At 52.1% G+C, this 21893-nt stretch carries 21 protein-coding genes; 15 read left to right on the forward strand and 6 right to left on the reverse strand.

All coding sequences use genetic code 11. The annotated features are described in order from the left end of the window. Window positions 1–37 precede the first annotated feature (37 nt). Entirely contained in the window at window positions 38–841 is an 804-nt protein-coding gene (suhB, locus tag EAH77_RS06360; RefSeq protein ID WP_140470971.1) for an inositol-1-monophosphatase, read from the reverse strand. Between the two features lie 127 nt (window positions 842–968). Between suhB and trmJ the strand changes: the two genes are divergently transcribed. From trmJ to sseB, 5 genes are all read left to right on the forward strand, one after another. After that, window positions 969–1697, forward strand: coding sequence for a tRNA (cytosine(32)/uridine(32)-2'-O)-methyltransferase TrmJ (gene trmJ / locus EAH77_RS06365; protein WP_140470972.1), 729 nt, complete (start codon window positions 969–971; stop codon window positions 1695–1697). A 104-nt stretch (window positions 1698–1801) separates the two neighbouring features. Continuing rightward, window positions 1802–2296 (forward strand): Fe-S cluster assembly transcriptional regulator IscR, encoded by a 495-nt coding sequence (gene iscR / locus EAH77_RS06370; RefSeq protein ID WP_140470973.1) that lies wholly within the window; start codon window positions 1802–1804, stop codon window positions 2294–2296. A 175-nt stretch (window positions 2297–2471) separates the two neighbouring features. Beyond that, window positions 2472–3641, forward strand: a complete 1170-nt coding sequence (locus EAH77_RS06375; protein WP_140470974.1) for an IscS subfamily cysteine desulfurase — start codon at window positions 2472–2474, stop codon at window positions 3639–3641. 111 nt (window positions 3642–3752) lie between these two features. Beyond that, complete coding sequence (gene pepB / locus EAH77_RS06380; RefSeq protein ID WP_140470975.1) at window positions 3753–5063, forward strand: aminopeptidase PepB; 1311 nt, start codon at window positions 3753–3755, stop codon at window positions 5061–5063. A 70-nt stretch (window positions 5064–5133) separates the two neighbouring features. Beyond that, window positions 5134–5991, forward strand: coding sequence for an enhanced serine sensitivity protein SseB (gene sseB, locus EAH77_RS06385; protein WP_140470976.1), 858 nt, complete (start codon window positions 5134–5136; stop codon window positions 5989–5991). Here the strand turns inward: sseB and EAH77_RS06390 are convergent. The 3 genes from EAH77_RS06390 to EAH77_RS06400 form a co-directional block, all read right to left on the reverse strand. Then, complete coding sequence (locus EAH77_RS06390) at window positions 5974–6819, reverse strand: MurR/RpiR family transcriptional regulator (RefSeq protein ID WP_140470977.1); 846 nt, start codon at window positions 6817–6819, stop codon at window positions 5974–5976. The two genes, sseB and EAH77_RS06390, sit on opposite strands and share 18 nt — an antisense overlap. A gap of 105 nt (window positions 6820–6924) precedes the next feature. Further along, on the reverse strand, window positions 6925–8313 hold the full coding sequence (locus EAH77_RS06395) for a 6-phospho-alpha-glucosidase (RefSeq protein ID WP_140470978.1): 1389 nt from the start codon (window positions 8311–8313) through the stop codon (window positions 6925–6927). A gap of 23 nt (window positions 8314–8336) precedes the next feature. Beyond that, window positions 8337–9914, reverse strand: coding sequence for a PTS transporter subunit EIIC (locus EAH77_RS06400; RefSeq protein ID WP_140470979.1), 1578 nt, complete (start codon window positions 9912–9914; stop codon window positions 8337–8339). Window positions 9915–10342: 428 nt separating this feature from the next. Between EAH77_RS06400 and ndk the strand changes: the two genes are divergently transcribed. The 10 genes from ndk to EAH77_RS06450 all read left to right on the forward strand — a co-directional run bounded on the left by ndk (window position 10343) and on the right by EAH77_RS06450 (window position 20481). Beyond that, the gene (gene ndk / locus EAH77_RS06405; protein ID WP_140470980.1) at window positions 10343–10768 is read left to right on the forward strand and encodes a nucleoside-diphosphate kinase; all 426 of its coding nucleotides are present in this window, start codon (window positions 10343–10345) and stop codon (window positions 10766–10768) included. Between the two features lie 269 nt (window positions 10769–11037). Further along, window positions 11038–12207, forward strand: coding sequence for a bifunctional tRNA (adenosine(37)-C2)-methyltransferase TrmG/ribosomal RNA large subunit methyltransferase RlmN (locus EAH77_RS06410; RefSeq protein WP_140471465.1), 1170 nt, complete (start codon window positions 11038–11040; stop codon window positions 12205–12207). A gap of 109 nt (window positions 12208–12316) precedes the next feature. Continuing rightward, entirely contained in the window at window positions 12317–13078 is a 762-nt protein-coding gene (pilW, locus tag EAH77_RS06415; protein WP_140471466.1) for a type IV pilus biogenesis/stability protein PilW, read from the forward strand. Next, window positions 13068–14051, forward strand: coding sequence for a cytoskeleton protein RodZ (gene rodZ / locus EAH77_RS06420; protein WP_140470981.1), 984 nt, complete (start codon window positions 13068–13070; stop codon window positions 14049–14051). The genes pilW and rodZ overlap by 11 nt, the downstream gene beginning before the upstream one ends. Before the next feature lie 42 nt (window positions 14052–14093). Further along, entirely contained in the window at window positions 14094–15215 is a 1122-nt protein-coding gene (gene ispG / locus EAH77_RS06425; RefSeq protein ID WP_140470982.1) for a flavodoxin-dependent (E)-4-hydroxy-3-methylbut-2-enyl-diphosphate synthase, read from the forward strand. Window positions 15216–15346: 131 nt separating this feature from the next. Further along, complete coding sequence (gene hisS, locus EAH77_RS06430; protein ID WP_140470983.1) at window positions 15347–16621, forward strand: histidine--tRNA ligase; 1275 nt, start codon at window positions 15347–15349, stop codon at window positions 16619–16621. A 13-nt stretch (window positions 16622–16634) separates the two neighbouring features. Further along, entirely contained in the window at window positions 16635–17255 is a 621-nt protein-coding gene (locus EAH77_RS06435) for a YfgM family protein (RefSeq protein ID WP_140470984.1), read from the forward strand. Between the two features lie 11 nt (window positions 17256–17266). Beyond that, window positions 17267–18448, forward strand: coding sequence for an outer membrane protein assembly factor BamB (gene bamB, locus EAH77_RS06440; protein ID WP_140470985.1), 1182 nt, complete (start codon window positions 17267–17269; stop codon window positions 18446–18448). A 244-nt stretch (window positions 18449–18692) separates the two neighbouring features. Beyond that, a complete protein-coding gene (gene der, locus EAH77_RS06445; RefSeq protein WP_140470986.1) occupies window positions 18693–20183 on the forward strand; it encodes a ribosome biogenesis GTPase Der in 1491 nt (496 codons plus the stop codon). A 70-nt stretch (window positions 20184–20253) separates the two neighbouring features. Continuing rightward, on the forward strand, window positions 20254–20481 hold the full coding sequence (locus EAH77_RS06450) for a zinc ribbon domain-containing protein (RefSeq protein ID WP_140470987.1): 228 nt from the start codon (window positions 20254–20256) through the stop codon (window positions 20479–20481). On the opposite strand, the gene EAH77_RS06455 is transcribed toward EAH77_RS06450, so the two are convergent. Then, window positions 20478–20810, reverse strand: coding sequence for a protealysin inhibitor emfourin (locus EAH77_RS06455; RefSeq protein WP_140470988.1), 333 nt, complete (start codon window positions 20808–20810; stop codon window positions 20478–20480). The genes EAH77_RS06450 and EAH77_RS06455 overlap by 4 nt on opposite strands. Further along, window positions 20811–21845: a M4 family metallopeptidase gene (locus EAH77_RS06460; protein WP_140470989.1), complete on the reverse strand. Its 1035-nt coding sequence runs from the start codon at window positions 21843–21845 to the stop codon at window positions 20811–20813. Between the last annotated feature and the right edge of the window lie 48 nt (window positions 21846–21893).

Consider the following 21893-nt stretch of genomic DNA (forward strand, 5'->3'; position numbering starts at 1 on the left):
AGCGTCCGTTTTTTTTACTGAGTGGCGGGAAACGGAATTAACGTTTCAGCGCTTCGCTCAGTTCTTCACGCATGGTATTGATAATACCTTTTACGACGCGTGGGTTACCGGCAACCACGTTGCCAGACATATAATGGTTATGGCCGCCAACAAAGTCGGTCACCACGCCGCCAGATTCACGAACCAGCAGTTCGCCACCCGCGAAATCCCACGGTTTCAGACCGATTTCGAAGAAACCGTCAACGCGGCCTGCGGCCACGTAAGCCAGGTCCAGCGCAGCAGAACCTGTGCGGCGGAAGTCAGCGCATTCGCCAAACAGTTTGCCGAGGATATTCATGTAGCTGTTTGCGTGTTGCTTCACTTTGAACGGGAAGCCGGTCGCCAGAATGGTGCCGTCTAAGTCTTTCGCTGAGGTGCCGCGCAGACGGTAACCGTTGAGCTGTGCGCCCTGACCGCGGCTGGCGGTGAAGAGTTCGTTACGCATTGGGTCGTAAACTACCGCAACTTCAGTGCGGCCTTTGATGCGCACGGCGATAGAAACAGCAAAATGAGGGAGACGTTTAACGAAGTTGGTGGTGCCATCCAGTGGGTCGATAATCCATTGTACATCGTTGTCTTCGCCTGCCAGTTCACCACACTCTTCACTGATAATGGTGTGTTTTGGATAGGACTTGCGAATAACGTCGATAATCATGTGTTCTGCATCGCGGTCTACGTTGGTAACAAAATCATTGGTACCTTTTTGAGTCGCTTCTACAGAGTCTGGCGTTTCGTAATGTTTGGCAATTAGGTTACCGGCCTTGCGCGCAGCGCGCACGGCGATGGTGAGCATCGGATGCATGGATATCTTCCAACTAGGATGTTAAAGAACGGGAATACGGGAAACGGCGCGCAGTATAGCAGGCGTTCGTAAAGTTGACTACCGTTGTGTTAAGCTGTTGTGATTTTCCGCTACGCTCAGAGTCTCTATGCTGCACAATATCCGCATCGTTTTGGTTGAAACTTCCCACACGGGCAACATGGGTTCCACCGCCCGCGCTATGAAAACCATGGGTTTATCGAACCTGTACTTGGTTAACCCGCTGGTTAAGCCTGATTCACAGGCGATCTCTTTGTCCGCCGGGGCGAGTGATGTTATCGGCAATGCGAAAATCGTCGATACTCTCGACGAAGCGCTGGCCGGTTGCAGTCTGGTTATCGGCACCAGCGCCCGTTCACGCACCTTGCCATGGCCGATGCTTGAGCCACGCGAGTGCGGTGAAATGAGCGCGAAAACTGCTGAGAGCGCGCCGGTCGCGCTGGTATTTGGCCGTGAACGTGTAGGGCTGACCAACGAAGAGCTGCAAAAATGTAACTACCACGTCTGTATTCCGGCTAATCCTGAATACAGTTCGCTAAATCTGGCGATGGCGGTACAGATTATTGCCTATGAAGTTCGCGTCGCACATCTTGCTATGCTTGAAGCGGGCAAGCCACAGATTGAGTATGAAGAAACGCCTTATCCATTGGTTGATGATCTCGAACGCTTTTATCAGCACCTTGAGCAAACTCTGCTGCAAACCGGCTTTATCCGTCAGGCGCATCCGGGCCAGGTGATGAGTAAATTGCGTCGTTTGTTCACCCGTGCACGCCCTGAATCTCAGGAACTGAACATCCTGCGCGGCATTTTGACCTCCATCGATAAAGGCCATAAATAATACTTGAGTAAATTACTAGGTTAAATAGTTGACTGTTTTACTCGGGAATGGCAGACTCGTTTATATGTTCTACCCCATCGTATTCACCAACAGGTAACCATGCTATGAGACTGACATCCAAGGGTCGTTATGCCGTAACCGCTATGCTTGATGTGGCACTGCATTCACAGGAAGGTCCGGTACCTTTAGCCGATATTTCCGAACGCCAGGGCATCTCTCTTTCCTACCTTGAGCAACTGTTTTCGCGTCTGCGTAAAAACGGTCTGGTTGCCAGCGTGCGTGGTCCGGGTGGTGGTTATCTGCTGGGTAAAGATGCCGGTGAGATTGCAGTCGGTGCGGTGATCACCGCCGTCGACGAATCCGTTGATGCGACCCGTTGCCAGGGTAAAGAAGGCTGCCAGAATGGCGAACGCTGCCTGACTCATACCCTGTGGCGTGATTTGAGTGAGCGCATTAGCGGCTTCCTCAATAACATTACGCTGGGTGAGTTGGTGAATAACCAGGAAATCCTGGAAGTGGCCGACCGCCAGAACGGTGAACCACGCCGACAGACCAGTAGCCGCATTCTTGAAACGATCAATGTCAATTTAAGAGCCTGAGTGTCTTTAGACTGGCGATGTTTAGAATGATGAGAAGGGCTGCCGTGGGCAGCCTTTTTTTATCATTTCAGCAACGGCACTATTTCCCTTTTAAGAATCAATGAAGCCGTTTTAAACTAACCCCCGATTTTCACTCTTTTGTTCGCCCCAACGCGCAGTACGGAGCACGCCCGCCATGAAACTACCTATTTATCTGGATTATTCTGCCACCACACCTGCCGATCCGCGGGTGGCGCAGGTCATGATGCAGTGTCTTACTTTCGACGGTACTTTCGGTAACCCGGCCTCCCGCTCGCACCGTTTTGGCTGGCAGGCGGAAGAGGCGGTGGATGTGGCCCGCAACCAGATTGCCGAATTGATCAACGCCGATCCGCGCGAGATAGTGTTTACCTCGGGTGCCACCGAGTCGGATAACCTGGCGATTAAAGGTGCCGCACATGCTTACCGCAGCAAGGGCAAACACATCATTACCAGCCAGACCGAACATAAGGCGGTGCTCGATACCTGCCGCCAGCTGGAAAATGAAGGTTTTAACGTCACCTATCTGGCCCCACACCCGGACGGGTTTATCCCGCCTGCCGCTATTGAAGCCGCATTGCGCGATGACACTATTCTGGTCTCGATCATGCATGTGAATAATGAGATCGGCGTAATTCAGGATATTGCCGCCATCGGCGAGCTGTGCCGTAGCCGCGACATTATTTTTCACGTTGATGCGACGCAAAGCGTCGGTAAAGTGCCGGTTGATCTGAGCGAGTTACAGGTCGATCTGATGTCATTTTCCGCGCATAAAATCTATGGTCCGAAGGGTATCGGCGGGTTGTATGTGCGCCGGAAGCCGAAAGTCCGCATTGAAGCGCAGATCCACGGCGGCGGGCATGAGCGCGGTATGCGTTCAGGTACACTGCCGGTACATCAGATCGTGGGCATGGGGGAAGCGTTTCGTATTGCCAAAGAGGAAATGCTCGAAGAGGCGCAACGCCTGCAGACATTGCGCGATCGATTGTGGCAAGGTATCCGTCAGCTGAACGACGTTCGTCTGAATGGCACGCCAAAACATGCCGCACCCAATATTCTTAACGTCAGTTTTGCCGGTGTTGAAGGTGAGTCACTGATCATGGCGCTCAAAGACCTGGCGGTCTCCTCTGGTTCAGCCTGTACCTCCGCCAGCCTTGAACCCTCTTATGTTCTGCGGGCGTTGGGTTTGAGTGAAGAGCTGGCCCACAGTTCTATTCGTTTCTCTCTTGGGCGTTTCACAACTCAGGAAGAGATCGACTATGCTATTGAACTGATTGTGAAATCCGTCAGTAAGTTACGTCAATTACCGCCTGTATTTTCATCCTAATAAATTGGGTTAATACGTTAGATAACGTCGGGGCGAGAAGCCCATCATTGAAGATAAAACGTTCATTGATAATCAACGTTCTTTGAACATAAAAAAATCAGGAGTGCTGTTATGAGTTCCGAAGTTACCACCCATGAAGCCATGCCCATTTTTATCTCCTCTCAACCTGCTGATGCGCGCTGGGGTGAGAAAGCCACACTCAGTACCAATGCAGAAGGCATGACCATTCATCTGAGCGCAAGCGATGCTTTGACAGCGATTGCCCGTGCGGCACGCCGCATCGACGGCCAGGGTGTAAAAAACGTTAAACTGGCCGGAGAAGGCTGGGATTTGGAAAATAGCTGGGCATTCTGGCAGGGTTTTCGCGGGCCAAAAGGCAGCCGCAACGTTGAGTGGGCTGAACTGTCAGCCGAAGATACTCAAAGCCTGCAACAACGCCTAAAAATTATCGATTGGGTGCGTAACACCATCAATCTTCCAGCAGAAGAGTTGGGGCCGGAACAATTGGCCACTCGCGCTGTGGACTTAATGTGCGAATTCGGCAATGGCCATGTGAACTATCGCATCACCAAAGGCGAGGATCTGCGTCAGCAAAATTACGCCGGTCTGCACATTGTGGGTCGTGGTTCTGACCGTTCACCGGTGCTGCTGGCGCTGGACTACAACCCAAGCGGTAACGCTGACGAACCGGTCTATGCCTGCCTCGTGGGTAAGGGCATCACTTTTGATACCGGTGGTTATAGCCTGAAACCAAGCGCGGGTATGGATTCCATGAAAGCCGACATGGGCGGCGCAGCCACCCTGACCGGCGCACTGGCGCTGGCGGCGGCCAAGGGTCTGAACAAGCGTGTGAAACTCTATCTTTGCTGCGCGGATAACATGGTCAGCGGTAATGCCCTGAAACTGGGTGATATTATCCGCTACCGTAACGGTAAAACCGTTGAAGTGATGAACACTGACGCCGAAGGTCGGCTGGTTCTGGCTGATGGTCTGATCGATGCTTCTGAACAAAATCCTGAGCTTCTCATCGATGCGGCCACCCTGACCGGCGCGGCCAAAACGGCGTTGGGTAACGATTACCATGCATTGTTTAGCTTCGATGATGAACTGGCGGCTGAATTGCAAAATAGTGCCAAAGCCGAACACGAACCTTTCTGGCGTCTGCCGCTGGAAGAGTTCCACCGCTCGCATCTGCCGTCCAACTTTGCTGAGTTGAATAACATCGCAGGTCCTGCACACACGGCTGGCGCCAGTACCGCTGCCGCCTTCCTGTCTCATTTTGTTAAGAACTACAAAAAGGGCTGGTTGCATATCGACTGCTCGGCGACCTACCGTAAAAGCGCGGCTGACCAGTGGTCTGCCGGTGCAACCGGTCTGGGCGTGCGCACCGTGGCTAACTTGCTGTTAGCCAAAGCAAAGTAAATTGTCTTATATGACAGAAAGACCACAACGGGGCACTGAAAAGTGCCCCGTTTTATCGGAGTGAAAGAACATGAGTGTTCCGCACGATCACCTGCCCGCTGCAGCCGCAGCTGATAATGAAAACGAACTAGAGCGTTTGCTGCGCCTGTCAGTAAAGGAAGCCGCGTACCGTCCGGCGTTTTATCAGGCTTTGCTTGAGGCCACGGTCTATGTGCTGGGTGATGCCGGTCAGGAAGAGGAGGGCGTCGGTGAAGTCGCCATTACGGCGGGCAGTGAGTTGAATCTGCTGCATTGGGAGAAGCAGGATGGCAGTTCGATCATTCCTTTTTTCTCATCGCTGGAGGTTTTGGAACGCGCCAGTGCCGGAGAAAGCCCGCAAGAGCAGGCTTTTGTGGCGCTGCCAGCCCGCGTGCTGTTTGAAATGACCCAGGGGGAAGAGCTGTTTCTCAATCCTAAATCCGAATACGGAAAGGAGTTTACGCCGAGTGAAGTGACTCTGCTGCTTAAGACCGGTGGGTTAAGTGTGCCGGCTGAGCTGGTACTGGATAAAGAAAGCCAGCTGATGATCGGCCAGCCGGAAGAGTATCCCTCGGCGATGATCGACGCGCTGACCACGCTCTTCAGCCAGAAGAAGCCGGTGCGCCGGGCATTCCTTGCATTGATCCATGATAAAAATGTGGATGAACAGCCTAATCTGCTGGTGGGTGTGGAAGCAGACGGAACCGAAGCTGAAGTGGATGCACTGATCCGTGAAGCGGGAAATGTCGCCAGCGAAACGTCGCCAGATGACCGGCCGGTGGATTTCTGCATCGTCTCTGAGAAAGAGCGCGGGATCAGTCACTATCTGATCAGCCACACTCAGCCGTTCTATCAGCGTAAGTGGGGAAGCTGGCTGCGGAACATTATTCCCTCATCCGGTAAAGCCTAGGCCAGGGGTGCCATCGTCTGAGGTTGGGGCGATGGCCGCAAGAAGTAAGAGGTCGATAAGCAGGATCAGGTTGGACTCAAAAGAAGTTACCTCACCCGCATCAACGGCGTCGTTATTGGCGTCGTCAAACAATTGGAAGTTCATATCACTGAGCGGCCCCAGTGCATTAGCTGATGCACGGGTAAAAGAGACCACTTTCATGCCAATGCTGCGGGCTATTTTGGCTTTATCAACCACCTGCTCCGTCTCTCCGCTACGCGATATCGCGATAAATACCCGGTATTTCTGCGCATTATTTAAAAATATCCCCCGGCTATCCCCCAGACCTGACGAAAAAGCCGTCTTACCGAGCAACTGTAATTTCTTGGCTAAATACTCTGCAAACAGATGAGAAAAGCCGGTGCCGTATAAAAAGAAGCTCTCCTCCTGTTTCAGTAACTGGGCGAAGGCTTGCATTTTTTCTGCAGTGACAAATTCAAAGGTGCGCTGGTAGTTGGCCACAAATTCATGGAACGCTGGGGGAAGCGGCGTGCCGTGTTGCTCAGAGGGCTGCGTATGAAGTGTGGGGTTTTCGCGGAGCAAATGGCGGATATGAAAAAGCAGCTCGCTGAAACCGCTGAACCCTAATTTTTGACACAGACGCATCACCGTTGCGCTGGAAACGAACGTCTCCTGCGCCAGTTTACGAACGGTGAGTTTGTTTAAGGCCGGTAGGTTATCGGCGTGCTGGGGCGCGACGGAATATTCGGTGACATGGGATAAAACACGGTATTCCGCACGGGTGAGATTCTCGGCACGTTGGAGCAATGAAGCAAGGCGGTTGTCCACAAACGGGCCCTCAGCAGGAAAGATGGGGGCTATCCTAAAGCTGGCCCGAAGGGGTTTCAATAAACACTTTCGTTGACTTGCGCAAAGTGGAATGCGCCGCTCAACTTATTGTGCAACACCGTCAACAAAGGCCTTTTTGAGTTTTGGCCAATAATCGCTGTTAGCCTCGATCATATCGTCCAGAATGGCTTTAGCATGTTGCATGGTAGGCACTGTGCGGTTGAGAGTGAAGGCTTGCAGGGCTTTTTCATAGCTGCCTTCGATAGTGGCTTCAACCAACAGCTGTTCACAGGCAAGCTGTTGTTCAATCAAACCTTTGTAGAAAAGTGGGATTTTTCCAACAGTGATAGCTTCCGGGCCCTGGGAGGTGATGTAAGCCGGTACTTCAACCATGGCGTCGTAAGGCAGGTTGGCAATCGCACCGCGGTTTTCAACCATCACCAGATGGCGCTGCCGCAGGTCAAAGGCCAACGAACGGGCTACGTCCACGATGAATGCCCCATGGACCCCCACATGGAAGGCGTCAGACAGGATACCGGTCTTTTTATATTCTGCGGCGGCCGCGAAGAGTTTTTTCTCCCGGCCATCCATCACCTCATTGGCCCGCGTATAGTCAGGATCCTGATGCTCAACGATCTGATTGGGCATCAGGTAATATTGCATATAGGGGTTCGGTAAATATTCCGGGAAGTGTTCCATCAATGGCTGAATATTACGCCAGGTTTTGACCCAGGAAGGATCCGCATGTTGTGGATCGGTAGCCGCTGCATCTTCTGTCAGCAGACCGAATTTCGCCACGTGTTTGCGCAGCTCAGGCATGCGGTCGACGCCATCAACAAAGGCATGGGTAAACCAGCCAAAATGATTAAGGCCAAAGTAGTTCACGGTGACGGCATCACGATCGACGCCCAGAATCGCGGCGATATTGCGCATGGCCGCCACCGGCATGTCGCAAATATTCAGTACACGGGCGTCAGGGCGCAGACGACGTACGCCTTCGGCGACGATGGCTGCCGGGTTGGAGTAATTGACAATCCAGGCCTTTTTATCCGCGTAGCGTTCGACCAGATCGATCAGTTCTACCATAGGTAAAATGGTGCGCAGCCCATAGGCCAGACCACCAGGGCCACAGGTTTCCTGGCCTACGACGCCGTGACGTAAGGGGATCTTTTCATCCTGTTCACGCATGCTGTACTGGCCGACCCGCATCTGGGCAAAGACAAAGTGTGCCCCGCTGAATGCCACCTCTGGCTCACTGGTGACGGTGAATTTTATGCTGTCACTGTGATCGCGTATGACTTTTTCTACCACCGGTGCAATCACGTTTTGCCGTTCGCTGTCGATGTCATATAAACGAATTTCAGCCAGGGGGAATTCTGCCAGCTTTACCATCAGGCTTTTGACGATACCGGGTGTGTAAGTGCTGCCACCGCCGGCAATCGCCAGAATGAAGGGACCCTTAGTGTGAACGCTGCTTTTAACATGGTCAGTCATATTTGTTCCTCTTTTTCCAATTTTTACAGTGCATTTTCAACGGCTTCGCGCATTTTTTTCACATGTAGTCCATAGACCACCTGAACATTATTTCCCTGACGGATAACCCCTTTGGCACCGGTGTTTTTGAGCAATTGCTCATCAATAGTGTGGGTGTCGTGCACCGTCACTCTGAGACGGGTGTAGCAGTTGTCCACCACCTCAATATTCTGTTTCCCCCCCAGCCCGGCAATGATGCGTAAACCCAGATCCAGCGCCTCAGCGGCGACCGGCATAACAGGTTTGTCCTGTGAAGAGTGCTGTTGGTAATCCGCTTTGGAATAGAGTCGGGTGGCGCTGTCATCCTCTTCACGTCCCGGTGTTTTCATATCGAAATGCAGGATCATGAAGCGGAAAATAACGAAATAGAGTACGGACATGATGAGCCCGACCAAGATGTACATCGGCCAGTTCGACTTCTCAATCCCGAGCGGCAGGTTATAGAGAACAAAATCAATCAGGCCATTGGCACCGATGGCGTGCACACCGAGCAGAGAGAAAAGCATCATGCCGACGCCCGTCAGCACCGAGTGTGTGACGAACAGCATGGGGGCGACGAACAGGAAGGAGAACTCCAGCGGCTCGGTCACGCCCAGTAAAAAGGAGGTCAGTGCGGCAGGGATCAGAATGGCTTTGGCTGCCGTTTTACGCTCAGGTTTGGCGGTGACGATCATGGCGAGGGCGGCGGCCGTCAGGCCAAACATTTTGCTGATGCCCCGCGCGTCCCACACCACTGTGGCGCTGAGTTGTTTCACCGCAGGGCAGGCCATTTCGGCGAAATAGATATTGCGCGCTCCCTGATACAACGAACCACACACTTCGCGGGTGCCTCCGAGTTCGGTGTAAAGGAAGGGGGTATAAATCAGATGGTGCAGGCCGGTCGGGATCAAAATACGTTCCAGAAAACCATAGATCAGCACGCCAACGGGCCCCGCGCCGCGGATGCCGTACGCCAGTGCGCTGATGCCGTGCTGGGCAAAGGGCCAAATCTCGCTCATGGCGAAACCGAACAAGATGGCCAGTGGAATACCGAGGATGGCAACGAAGCAGTGGCCGGAATAGATCGCCATGACGCCGTTGAACTGTTTGCCTGAGTAGCGGTTATAGAGATAGCCCGAGATTGCCCCGGTCAGAATGCCCGCGAACACGCCCATTTCCAGAACCTGTACCCCAAGAACCAGGTTCTGACCCGACGCACGCATCACATCCGCCGCCACCAGTTTGCCCTGCATCTGCAAGGTAATGTTCATGGCATTGATAAAAATGATAAAAATCACCAGACCGATCAGCGCAGCATAGCCTTTGTCACGTTTGGCCAGTCCGACCGGAATACCCACGGCAAAAAGCAGTGCCAGATTGGCCAGAATGGCGACGGATGACTTTGCAACCAGTTGCCCGACGGCCTGTACCATAGGGTGAGCGAGGAAGGGCAGGTATTCCGTCAGATTCCCGTTACCAAACAAATTTCCCAGCGCGATAAATAAGCCCACTATCGGCAGGATTAATACAGGGCCATAAAGTGACTTGCCAAAATCTTGCAGCAGATTGACCGCTTTGTTCATAACATGCCCTCAAGGGTTCTTTTGTTGTGATTTAGATTGGGGACGTGATGTTGGCAAGAGACTCATCGCCATAGGTACGAAAACAAAGCTAGCAGGATGACGAGCACTAAACGAGTTATCTACTTGTTTTAAAAACAAATAACTGCAAAGGTTACATGTAACCTTTGGCAGTGTGACCGACTTAACATTTCGTCAGATTATTGGTTGAAAGAGAGGCGGTAGAAGATTGAATACGGTGGGGTTGAAGTCTGAGGTGAAAACCGCAGTAATTTTTGTGACAAATGTGGCGTGGAGACACATTTATTTAACTAAATGTTGTTATTCAGGTAGGCAATCGTAACTTAGCCCCCTATAATCTGCGCCATTTTACGGCAGGTATAACATTAAATTAACCGGCCCTACCTATAAGAGTCAGCCAGAGGTTTTTCATGACTATTCAACGTACTTTCTCCATCATCAAGCCAAACTCCGTAGCTAACAACGACATCGGCGCAATCTACGCGCGTTTCGAACGTGCTGGTTTCACCATCATTGCGTCTAAAATGCTGAAACTGACTAAAGAGCAGGCTGAAGGTTTCTACGCTGAGCACAAAGGTCGTCCTTTCTTCGACGGTTTGGTTGAGTTCATGACCTCTGGCCCAATCATGGTTCAGGTTCTGGAAGGCGAAAATGCCGTTCAGCGTAACCGTGATATCATGGGGGCAACCAACCCGGACAACGCTCTGGCCGGTACTTTGCGTGCTGACTTCGCTGACAGCTTCACTGCTAACGCAGTACACGGTTCTGACGCTGTTGAATCAGCACAGCGTGAAATCGCTTATTTCTTCACCGAAAGCGAAATCTGCCCGCGTTAAGATTTTTTGGCCGGGATTTTTGGAAGCATTCACCCACAGATACAATAAATATGTGAGTCTTGCCTTTCAAACATAGAAACCCTGCCCTAAAATTTGTACAATGTTGCGCCCCGAATGAGCCAGCCTCTTTGGGGCGTATGTATTTATGAACTCGACGCATTGCAGGCTGCTTTCAACGGCTCTGCACTTCCCTGATGCCATAACGTGTAACAACGAGGCCAATTCGTATTATGTTTGAATCCAACCCACCCGAGCAAAACTTGTCTGACATGACTTCAGAACCTACTTCACAACCTACTGAAGCAGTGAATACTGTTGAACCTGCGGTTGCCAAAATTAATCTTCTTGATCTGAATCGCAAACAAATGCGTGAATTCTTCGCCAACATGGGTGAGAAACCGTTCCGTGCCGATCAAGTCATGAAGTGGATGTACCATTATTGCAGCGATGATTTCGAGCAGATGACCGATATCAACCGCCCGTTGCGTGAAAAGCTGGCCCGCGTGGCGGAAATCCGTGCCCCGGAAGTGGCTTTGGAACAGCGCTCGACAGATGGCACCATTAAATGGGCGATCAAAGTGGGCGATCAGCAGGTCGAAACCGTGTACATCCCGGATGGCGACCGTGCGACGCTTTGCGTCTCTTCGCAAGTAGGTTGTGCGCTGGAGTGTACCTTCTGCTCCACCGCTCAGCAGGGCTTTAACCGCAACCTGCGGGTGTCGGAGATTATCGGTCAGGTGTGGCGTGCGGCAAAAATTATTGGTGCGGCAAAAGTGACCGGCACGCGTCCTATTACCAACGTGGTCATGATGGGCATGGGCGAGCCTTTGCTGAACCTCAATAACGTGGTGCCGGCGATGGAAATCATGCTCGATGATTTCGGTTTTGGCTTGTCTAAACGCCGGGTGACGCTCTCTACTTCAGGCGTAGTACCTGCGTTGGATAAGCTGGGCGACATGATTGATGTGGCACTGGCCATCTCCCTGCACGCGCCAAATGACACCATCCGTGACGAAATTGTGCCCATCAACCGCAAGTACAATATCGACACCTTCCTGGCTGCCGTGGAGCGCTATATCAGTAAATCCAACGCTAACCAGGGTCGTGTGACGATCGAGTACGTGATGCTGGATCATATCAATGATGCTACCGAACACGCGCATGAGTTGGCTGAACGTTTGAAAAACACTCCGTGCAAAATTAACCTGATCCCATGGAACCCGTTCCCTGGCGCGCCGTATGGCCGCAGTTCGAACAGCCGAATCGATCGTTTCTCCAAGGTGTTGATGGAGTATGGTTTCACCGTCATCGTGCGTAAAACCCGCGGTGATGATATTGATGCGGCCTGCGGTCAATTAGCCGGAGAGGTTATCGACCGCACTAAGCGTGTTTTAAAGAAAAAAATGGCCGGTGAATCTATCGCCATTAAAGCAGTCTAAAAAAGCCCCGTGCTAACGCGCTCTGCGTCGGATCAAACGGCGTAAAGCTGTCAGTTGTGTTTTTTCTGAAGTCCGCCCGGTGACAGAATAAAGGGATTTACGCATGACGATGAAACTCGGATGGAGGCAGGCGGTGGCGCTGAGCTTTACGATCTGCCTGCTGACTGGTTGCTCCAGCTCAAAAAATGAGTCAGAGCAGGTTACCGCGACTGGCGCTTCGCAAACGCGCCTGGAGCTTGGGATGGCTTACTTATCTCAAGGCAATATGGACGGTGCGAAGCAGAATTTACAGAAGTCCGTGGAGGGTGCGCCAGAGGATTATCGCACCCAATTGGGCATGGCGCTTTACGAGCAAAAAAACGGCGATAACGCCGCAGCCCAAACCCGCTATCAGCAGGCTTTGAAGCTGGCCCCGCAAAATGGAACTGTGCTGAATAATTACGGTGCGTTTTTGTGTAGTTTAGGGCAGTATGTACCGGCACAACAGCAGTTTAGCGCCGCTGCCAATGTCCCTGATTACGGTCAGGTGGCTGACAGTCTGGAAAACGCAGGCTACTGTTTTCTGAAGGCCAATCAGAATGAGGAAGCACGCGTGTTACTGAGTCGGGCATTAAAAATTGATCCTGATAAAGGGGCACCCTTGCTTGCTGAAGCAACCAGACAATTTGGTGAAGGGAAACGCGCGCAGGCGCAAGTTCTTCTGGATGTCTATCAACATGTTCTGCCAGCCAGTGCTGAAAGCCTCATGTTACAGATTCGATTCGCTGCGTCAGCAAGCAATCCGGTTAGCGTTCAGCGCTACGGTAAGCAGTTGGCGCGAAGTTTTCCACAATCCCAACAGTACCAGCAGTTCTTAGCTAATGAATACTGAAGCCTCCCAAGAAAATAAAGCCACAATGACGACAGGCGCACGCCTGAGTCAAGCTCGTGAACAGCTGGGACTTAGTCATCAGGCCGTTGCAGAACGCCTGTGCCTGAAAGTCTCGACTATTCGCCAAATTGAAGACGGGACCACGCCTGCCGACCTCGCGCCGACGTTTTTGCGTGGTTACATTCGCTCCTACGCTAAATTAGTACACGTTTCAGAAGAAGAGCTTTCAAGCATGATTGGCAAACAAGCGCCAATTAAAGTGCCGAAAGTGGCCTCCATGCAAGGTTTCTCACTCGGTAAGTCACGCAAGAAACGTGACGGCTGGCTGATGGGCTTTACCTGGTTGGTGGTGTTCGTGATTATCGGTCTGACCGGTGCATGGTGGTGGCAAAACCATCAGGTGCAGCAGCAAGAGATCGCCACGATGGCTGACCAGTCGACGGCGCAGCTAAATCAGGATAACGGTCAGGGGCAGTCTATTGCCCTGACCAGTGGTGATAACCCAAATTCCGCACCAACAGAAGGCGACCCTACTCAAGGTACGCCACCTGCTGATGATGTCGCTGGGGCTGCTCCGGCACAGACAGCGAATCCTGTCACTTCGAATACCTCTACGGCAGCAAAAGTCCCTGCTCAGCAGGCGCCTGTTGCGGTCTCTACCAGTCAACCTGTGGCTGAAAATGGTCTGCCGACGGCCAATGCGCAAACTGCCGCTGCGGGAACTGATGCCAACGCTGTGGTTCTGAGTTTTAAGTCTGACTGCTGGCTAGAGATTGGCGATGCGTCTGGCAAGACGTTGTTCAGTGGTATGAAAAAGGGTGGCGAAACCCTGAATGTGAAAGGCACTGCCCCGTATAAGTTGAAGATTGGTGCACCCGGTGCTGTTACCATTCAGTTCCAGGGTAAGCCGGTAGATATGAGTCGTTTTGTTAAATCAAGCCGTGTTGCGAGATTTACTCTGGCTGCCGAATAATTCGGCAGCTGGTCATTGTTTGCAACAAGGGGGGAGTAAGTCATGCATAACCAAGCACCCATTATCCGTCGGAAATCAACCCGGATTTACGTCGGCAAGGTGCCTATCGGTGATGGTGCGCCGATTGCCGTGCAATCAATGACCAACACCCGTACCACTGATGTCGCGGCCACCGTCGCGCAGATCAAAGCGCTGGAACGTGTCGGCGTTGATATTGTTCGCGTGTCGGTTCCTACCATGGATGCCGCAGAGGCCTTCAAACTCATCAAGCAGCAGGTCAACGTCCCGTTGGTCGCTGATATCCACTTTGATTACCGTATTGCGCTGCAAGTTGCAGAATACGGCGTGGATTGCCTGCGTATTAACCCAGGTAACATCGGCAACGAGTCCCGCATCCGTTCCGTGGTTGACTGCGCACGCGATAAAAATATTCCAATACGTATTGGCGTGAACGGTGGTTCCCTGGAAAAAGATATCCAGGAAAAGTACGGCGAACCTACGCCGGAAGCCCTGCTTGAGTCCGCTATGCGTCATGTCGACATTCTTGATCGCCTCAACTTTGATCAGTTCAAAGTCAGCGTCAAAGCTTCTGATGTTTTCCTGGCCGTTGAGTCTTATCGCCTGCTGGCTTCGCGTATTGACCAGCCGCTGCATTTGGGGATCACCGAAGCCGGTGGTCTGCGCAGTGGTTCGGTTAAATCTGCCATTGGCCTCGGTTTGCTGTTGTCCGAAGGTATTGGCGATACACTGCGTGTCTCACTGGCGGCCGACCCGGTCGAAGAAGTTAAAGTCGGTTTCGACATTTTAAAATCACTGCGCATTCGTGCTCGCGGCATTAACTTCATTGCCTGCCCAACCTGTTCTCGGCAGGAGTTTGATGTGATAGGCACGGTAAATGCCTTGGAACAACGCCTTGAAGATCTGATCACCCCGATGGATATCTCCATTATCGGCTGTGTAGTCAACGGGCCGGGTGAAGCGCTGGTTTCTACCATTGGCGTAACCGGTGGTCATAACAAGAGCGGTTTTTACGAAGATGGCGTGCGCCAGAGAGAGCGCTTTGATAATGAGAAAATGATCGACCAACTTGAAGCGAAGATCCGCGCCAAAGCGGCTGTCATGGATAAGAGTAATCGTATCGTTATCAATCATCTTGAAAAGTAACATCGGTTGCGGGCGTCAGAATACGCCTGCATTATATTGAACCCGACAGTGGGAAGCGTCTGCGCGTTGAACCGCATGACCCAAAGCCCCTATAATCGGGTTCATTTTTTATAAAACGATAGAGAATTGACGTGGCGAAGAATATCCAGGCCATCCGTGGCATGAATGATTACCTGCCGGAAGATACCGCTCTGTGGCAGAAGATCGAAGGCATCCTCAAGCAGGTGTTGGGTAATTACGGATACAATGAAATCCGTATGCCGATTGTAGAGCAGACCCCGTTATTTAAACGCGCCATTGGTGAAGTGACTGATGTCGTGGAAAAAGAGATGTATTCCTTCGAAGACCGCAACGGTGAAAGCCTGACGCTGCGTCCTGAAGGGACTGCTGGCTGCGTGCGTGCCGGCATTGAACATGGTCTGCTGTACAATCAGGAACAACGTCTGTGGTACATCGGTCCGATGTTCCGTTATGAGCGCCCGCAAAAAGGTCGTTATCGCCAATTCAACCAGTTGGGTGTGGAAGTCTTTGGTCTGCAAGGCCCGGACATTGATGCTGAATTGATCCTGCTGACTGCCCGCTGGTGGCGTGCTTTGGGTATTTCTGAGCATGTTGCCCTGGAGCTGAACTCAATCGGTTCGCTTGAAGCGCGTGCCAGCTACCGCGAGGCGTTGGTGGCCTATCTCGAACAGCATAAAGATAAGCTGGACGAAGACTGTAAACGCCGCATGTACACTAATCCGCTGCGTGTTCTGGACTCTAAAAACCCTGACGTGCAGGTTCTGCTGAACGATGCGCCTGAGCTGGCTGATTATCTGGATCCTGAATCTAAAGAACACTTTGCTGGTCTGTGTGAACTTTTAGAGCAAGCAGGTATCCCATATACGGTTAATCAACGTCTTGTGCGTGGTCTGGATTATTACAACCGCACCGTGTTCGAATGGGTAACCACCAATCTTGGCGCGCAGGGTACTGTGTGTGCGGGTGGCCGTTACGATGGGCTGGTCGAACAATTGGGTGGCCGGGCAACGCCTGCTGTCGGTTTTGCGATGGGCCTTGAGCGTTTAGTGTTACTGGTTCAGGCTGTGAATCCTGATTTTAAAGCGCCTGCCACCGTGGATGCGTATGTGATCTCTTCCGGTGCCGGTACTCAGAGTGCGGCCATGCAACTGGCTGAATCACTGCGTGACTCGCTGCCAGAGCTGAAAGTGATGACTAACTACGGCGGTGGCAACTTCAAGAAACAGTTTGCCCGCGCTGACAAATGGGGAGCGCGTGTCGCTCTGGTATTAGGTGAAAACGAAGTCGCGGCCCACCAGGTAGTGATTAAAGATCTGCTAAACGGTGAGCAAGAAACGCTGGCGCAAGGCGATCTCGCTGCACGTCTGGCCTCGATGATAGGTTAAGGAGAAGGACCACGTGGAAGTCTATACCACTGAAAATGAACAGGTTGATGCCGTACGTCGTTTCTTTGCTGAAAATGGAAAAGCATTGGCGATAGGTGTTGTACTTGGTATTGCCGCGTTGGGTGGCTGGCGTTACTGGCAAAGCCACCAAAGTTCAGCGATGACCGAAGCTTCCGCTGCTTTCCAGCAAGCCAATCAGGCCATGATGGATAAAAAAGCGCAGGGCATTGAAGATCTTGAGAAGTTTGCCCAGAGCAACAGCAATAATTACGGCGTGTTTGCTGCGCTGCAACTGTCAGACCATTTCGTGAATGCTAAAGACTTTGCCAATGCCGAGAAACAACTTGTTCAGGCACAGGGTCAGGCAAAAGAAGAAAACTTGTTGTCGCTGGTAAACCTGCGTTTAGCGCGTGTCCAGATGCAGCAAAACAAATTCGATGACGCACTCAAAACGTTAGACGGCGTGAAGGGTGAAGGCTGGACAGCGCTGCAACAAGATGTTCGCGGTAATGTCCTGCTGGCGAAAGGCGATGCAAAAGGCGCACGTGAAGCCTACAGCAAAGGCCTCGAATCTAAACCTTCTCAAACGCTGCAATCCATGATGCGTATGAAATTGAACAACTTATCCAGCTAAGGGGAACCCCGATGCAATTGCGTAAAACACTCTTGGTAGGATGGGTCTCTATTGCCCTGCTGAGTGGCTGTTCTTTGTTTAACAGCGAAGAAGATGTCGTCAAGATGTCCCCGTTGCCGAAAGTTGAAAACCAATTCACGCCGACGCAGGTCTGGAGTACTTCCGTCGGTGATGGCGTAGGCGATTACTACTCGCACCTTCGTCCAGCCTGGCAAGATAATACAATTTATGCCGCAGACCGTTTTGGTGTCGTAAAAGCGCTGGATGCGGACAGCGGTAAAGAAAAGTGGAAAGTGAATCTGTCTGAAAAGACGGGCTTCTTCTCTAGCAATAACTCAGCGCAGCTCACTGGCGGCGTCGCGGCGGCTGGCTCGCATATCTATGTTGGCAGCGAGAAAGCCATTGTTTATGCGCTGAACAGCAGCGACGGTACTATTGCCTGGCAGACCAAAGTGGCGGGCGAAGCGCTTTCCCGTCCGGTTATCAGCGATGGCCTGGTGCTGATTCACACCGGCAACGGTATGTTGCAGGGTCTGAATGAAGCTGATGGTACCATTCAGTGGACGGCTAACCTGGATATGCCAACGCTCTCTCTGCGTGGCGAGTCTGCTCCCGCGACAGCATTTGGCGCAGCTATTGTCGGTGGTGACAGCGGCCGCGTGAGCGCCGTGCTGATGAAAGAAGGCCAGCTTATCTGGCAGCAACGTATTTCTCAGCCAAGTGGTGCCACGGAAATTGATCGTCTGAGTGATGTTGATACTACCCCGGTAATCGTTGATGGCGTGATTTACGCGCTGGCTTACAACGGTAATCTGGTGGCGATGGATCTGCGTTCCGGTCAGATAATGTGGAAACGTGATGTCGGTTCAGTCAACGATTTCATCGTCGACGCGGGTCACATCTACATCGTTGATCAAGATGACCGTGTGATAGCACTTGATACCCAGGGTGGCGTAAGTCTCTGGCGTCAAAGCGATTTATTACATCGTAATTTGACAGCTCCGGTGCTGTATAATGGTTATATTGTGGTCGGTGATTCCGAAGGCTACCTGCACTGGCTCAACACCACTGACGGGCGTTTCGTTGCCCAGCAGAAAGTTGACAGCTCCGGTTTCCTGAGCTCGCCAATCGTGGCAAGTGACAAGCTGGTGATTCAGGCGAAAGGCGGTGAGGTTTACTCCTTTACCCGCTAACGTTTGCTCACCGCATCTGGCCAGCGATTGATGTTAATCGGGCTTAAAAACGGCTCCTGAATAGCTCAGGGGCCGTTTCGTATTCTGAAATATGCGCAGTCGAGCACCCTCGCATGCGATGTAATGAATTGATTTATAGTGATTTGCGGTTTTTACCGCGCTGTAATTTTTAATGTTTTGCGTTATAACTTTTGCATTAAAATTGTGCATTAAAACTTTTTGCAATAAAAATTGAGGCTTCAAAATGATACCTGTCGTCGCGCTGGTTGGGCGCCCGAATGTGGGTAAATCCACTTTATTTAACCGTTTAACCAAAACGCGTGATGCGTTGGTGGCGGATTTCCCGGGGCTAACGCGTGACCGCAAGTATGGTCGTGCCGAAATTGAGGGTAACGAATTCATCATCGTTGATACCGGGGGTATTGACGGTACTGAAGACGGCGTTGAAACCCGTATGGCAGGGCAGTCATTGCTGGCTATCGAAGAAGCTGACATCGTGCTGTTTATGGTCGATGCGCGCGCGGGCCTGATGCCTGCTGATCAGGGCATTGCCCAGCATCTTCGCAGCCGTGAAAAAGCCACCTTCCTGGTCGCGAACAAAACCGATGGCCTCGACCCTGACAGCGCAGTGGGCGATTTTTACGCCCTGGGCTTGGGTGAAGTTTATCCGATTGCGGCTTCCCATGGTCGTGGTGTGGCGCAACTGATCGAGCACGTACTGGTGCCGTTCGTGGGTGCCAAGCCGGAAGAAGTTGAACTGACCGACGAAGAGGCTAACGCCGCTTATTGGGCTGAACAGGAAGCCTCGTTGGCAGAAGATGAGATCCCAGCCGACGTTGAAGATGATTTTGACCCACGCACTTTGCCAATCAAACTGGCCATTGTAGGGCGTCCTAACGTAGGCAAGTCCACACTAACTAACCGAATTCTGGGCGAAGAGCGCGTCGTGGTTTACGACATGCCAGGCACCACCCGTGACAGTATTTATATCCCGATGGTACGAGATGAGCGTGAATACGTTCTTATCGACACTGCCGGCGTGCGTAAACGCGGTAAAGTGACTGAAACCGTCGAGAAATTCTCCGTCATCAAGACCCTGCAGGCGATTGAAGACGCTAACGTCGTGATGCTGGTTATTGACGCCCGTGATGGCATCTCCGATCAGGATCTCTCGCTGTTAGGCTTTATCCTCAATAGCGGGCGCTCACTGCTGATTGTGGTGAACAAGTGGGATGGCATGAGCGAAGATGAGCGCGCTCAGGTTAAAGACCAGCTGGACCTGCGCCTTGGTTTCGTGGACTTCGCGCGTATTCACTTCATCTCTGCCCTGCATGGCAGCGGCGTGGGTAACCTGTTCGAATCGGTGATTGAAGCTTATACCTGTGCGACGACGCGTGTGAGCACCTCGATGCTGACCCGTATCATGCAGATGGCTGCTGATGATCACCAACCACCGCTGGTTAATGGCCGCCGTGTGAAGCTGAAATATGCGCACGCCGGGGGTTATAACCCACCTATCGTGGTTATTCACGGTAATCAGGTTAAAGATCTGGCCGATTCCTACAAACGCTATCTGATGAACTACTTCCGCCGCTCGTTGAAAGTGATGGGGACACCGATCCGCATTCAGTTCAAAGAGGGTGAGAACCCGTATGAAGGCAAGAAAAACACGTTGTCGCCGCACCAGCAGCGTAAACGCAGACGCCTTCTGCAGCATTTGAAGAATAAGTCTTAATATCCGCAAGGTGCATGAAAATGCACCTTGTTTCTTTTGTGTAGCAGCACCACGGAAAGGGAAATATTTGATGGAGGCACATTGCCCTGCATGCAAGCAGGCCATGGCATGGGTGAGCAATCACTTTCACTGCGAAACCTGCAATGCAGAGTATCAGCAGATAGCATTATGCCCGGACTGTCAGGCACCGTTACAGACGTTGAAAGCCTGTGGCGCGGTGGATTACTTCTGCCAGAGCGGGCATGGGATGATTTCAAAAAAACGTGTGTTATTCAGCTACGTCCCTTATGGCGTTTAACCGTCTGGCGAAGCCGCTTTCCACAGCTCGACCAATTCAGCCGGGATCTGACTTTCAGGAATGATCACCACCAGACTGCCGGACTGCCCGGGCGCTGCATACTGAATTTCCAGCCGGTAATAGCGCTGGTCGCCGCTCCCGGCCTCTTCGGCAGGTTTGGCATAAGGCAGGGACTGGTTAATCAGCTGGCAAATCTCACGGCGTTTATCATCGCTCATCCCGGCCAGCGCTACACGACGCGGTCCGTTGAGTTTTGGAATAAACGCCATTCCGCCTTCCCGATACATTTCAATTACCGCGCTGCTGTCCAGCGTGTCCAATGGTTTCATTTACATCACTCCGACTTTCTCCCAGGCTTCGCGTACTGCCTGTGCAACGGTGCTGTCAAAACGCTTTTCAGCTTGCGCAATGGTCTTCTGGGCAAAGGTAGCAAAGTCGGCATTCTGCGGCAGTGACTTGTCGCACACCGTGTCATACCACACATAACCTGCGCGTTCCCAGGCATTGCCGCCCAGTGTTGTGGCTGCCAGATAAAAGGCGCGGTTTGGAATGCCTGAATTGATGTGTACGCCGCCATTATCATCTCGGGTGTTCACATAGCCTTTCATATCGGCAGGCTGTGGATCTTTACCCAGCAACGGATCATCGTAGGCGGTGCCGGGGTGCGACATTGAGCGCAGGCCGGTGCCATGAATACTTTTAGCGAGTAAACCTTCACCTATAATCCAGTCTGCCTGGTCTGCGGTCTGTTTCAGGTAGAACTGTTTTACTAATGAGCCAAACACGTCAGACAGCGACTCATTCAGTGCCCCGGATTGCCCGCTGTAAACCAAACCCGCTTCACTTTCGGTCACGCCGTGGGAAAGCTCGTGACCGACGACGTCGATGGCAATGGTGAATCGGTTGAAGATCTCGCCATCACCGTCGCCAAACACCATCTGCTGACCGTTCCAGAAAGCGTTCTGATAACCTTTGTCATAGTGAACGCTGCCCAGCAATGCCAGCCCTTTATTGTCGAGAGAGTTACGTTTGTACGCCTGCCAGAAAAAATCATAGGTTACGCCGAGATAGTCATAAGCTTCATCAACGGCGACATCACCGTCACTGACCTGGCCCTCTTTGCGAACTGATTCACCCGGCAACGTGGTGGTGTTTTTGGCATCATAAATATCCCGCTCCACCTGACCTGCTTTGACCGTTTTCGCCGCTGTAGATTTGGCATAAGGTTTTGCCATCAGCGTGTTGACGTGAATCAGCGTCTGGCGCGCACATTTTCTCTGCGGTTCAGAGCCGTGTTCGATAATGCGGTTGAGCATGTAAGGGGGGATGACGCTGTTGTAACGTTTGGCTGAACTGTGATTCATCGTGAATCTCCTTATCAAGAGTCACCCGAAGGTGAAAGAAAGGTGTTC

The sequence above is a fragment of the Ewingella americana genome, from assembly GCF_006438725.1.
Classification (GTDB): domain Bacteria; phylum Pseudomonadota; class Gammaproteobacteria; order Enterobacterales; family Enterobacteriaceae; genus Ewingella; species Ewingella americana_A.